Raw genomic sequence first — 654 nt, 5'->3', positions numbered from 1 at the left:
TAGGCTATATAGCCGTTTTTTACAGTTTTAATCTGCCTAAATTCTATTAATAAAAGATAATATTACCAAAAGCCATAACCAATTGTTATGGCTTTTTATATTTATGAGTACTTGACTTTTTTGGTCGCTTAGCAGAAACTGAGCGTTTATGATATTGTAAACAATTCTTTCTTAATGTTACGGGGCACTTCACATTGAAGTGTTTACTAAATAGTTTGATAGTAGTAGTCACTATTTATGATGATCAAGGAGGATTGTCAGTAGCGTTATTTGAAGTACGAGGACGCAAAAAATGGCTATCAATAAACAAGAACATGCACAATGGAGCTCAAGTTTTGGCTTCGTGTTAGCGGCAGTAGGTTCAGCAGTTGGTTTGGGAAATATATGGAAATTTCCCTATATGGTGGGCGAGAGCGGTGGTTCGGCTTTTGTTATCGCTTATTTATTCTGTATCGCGCTAGTCGGTTTTCCAATACTAGTTGCTGAATGGCTCATTGGTCGCCGTGGACAAAAAAACCCAGTCAACACGTTTGCAGATGTGGCTGCTAGCGAAGGTAAATCTCGTAGCTGGACCATCGTAGGTGCTACTGGTATTTTGGGTGGCTTTTTAATTCTATCCTTCTATAGTGTCATCGGTGGTTGGGCACTTAACTA

1 protein-coding gene is annotated in these 654 nt (G+C 38.8%); it reads left to right on the top strand.

What is annotated here, in order from left to right; translation table 11 throughout:
* Positions 1–292: 292 nt before the first annotated feature.
* Positions 293–654, top strand: a 362-nt coding sequence (locus ACS8FC_RS18300; protein WP_439297836.1) for a sodium-dependent transporter, incomplete at its 3' end; no start/stop codon positions are given.

The organism is Psychrobacter sp. 1Y4 (genome assembly GCF_051847555.1).
This window is presented reverse-complemented; position numbering and strand designations above follow the sequence as displayed.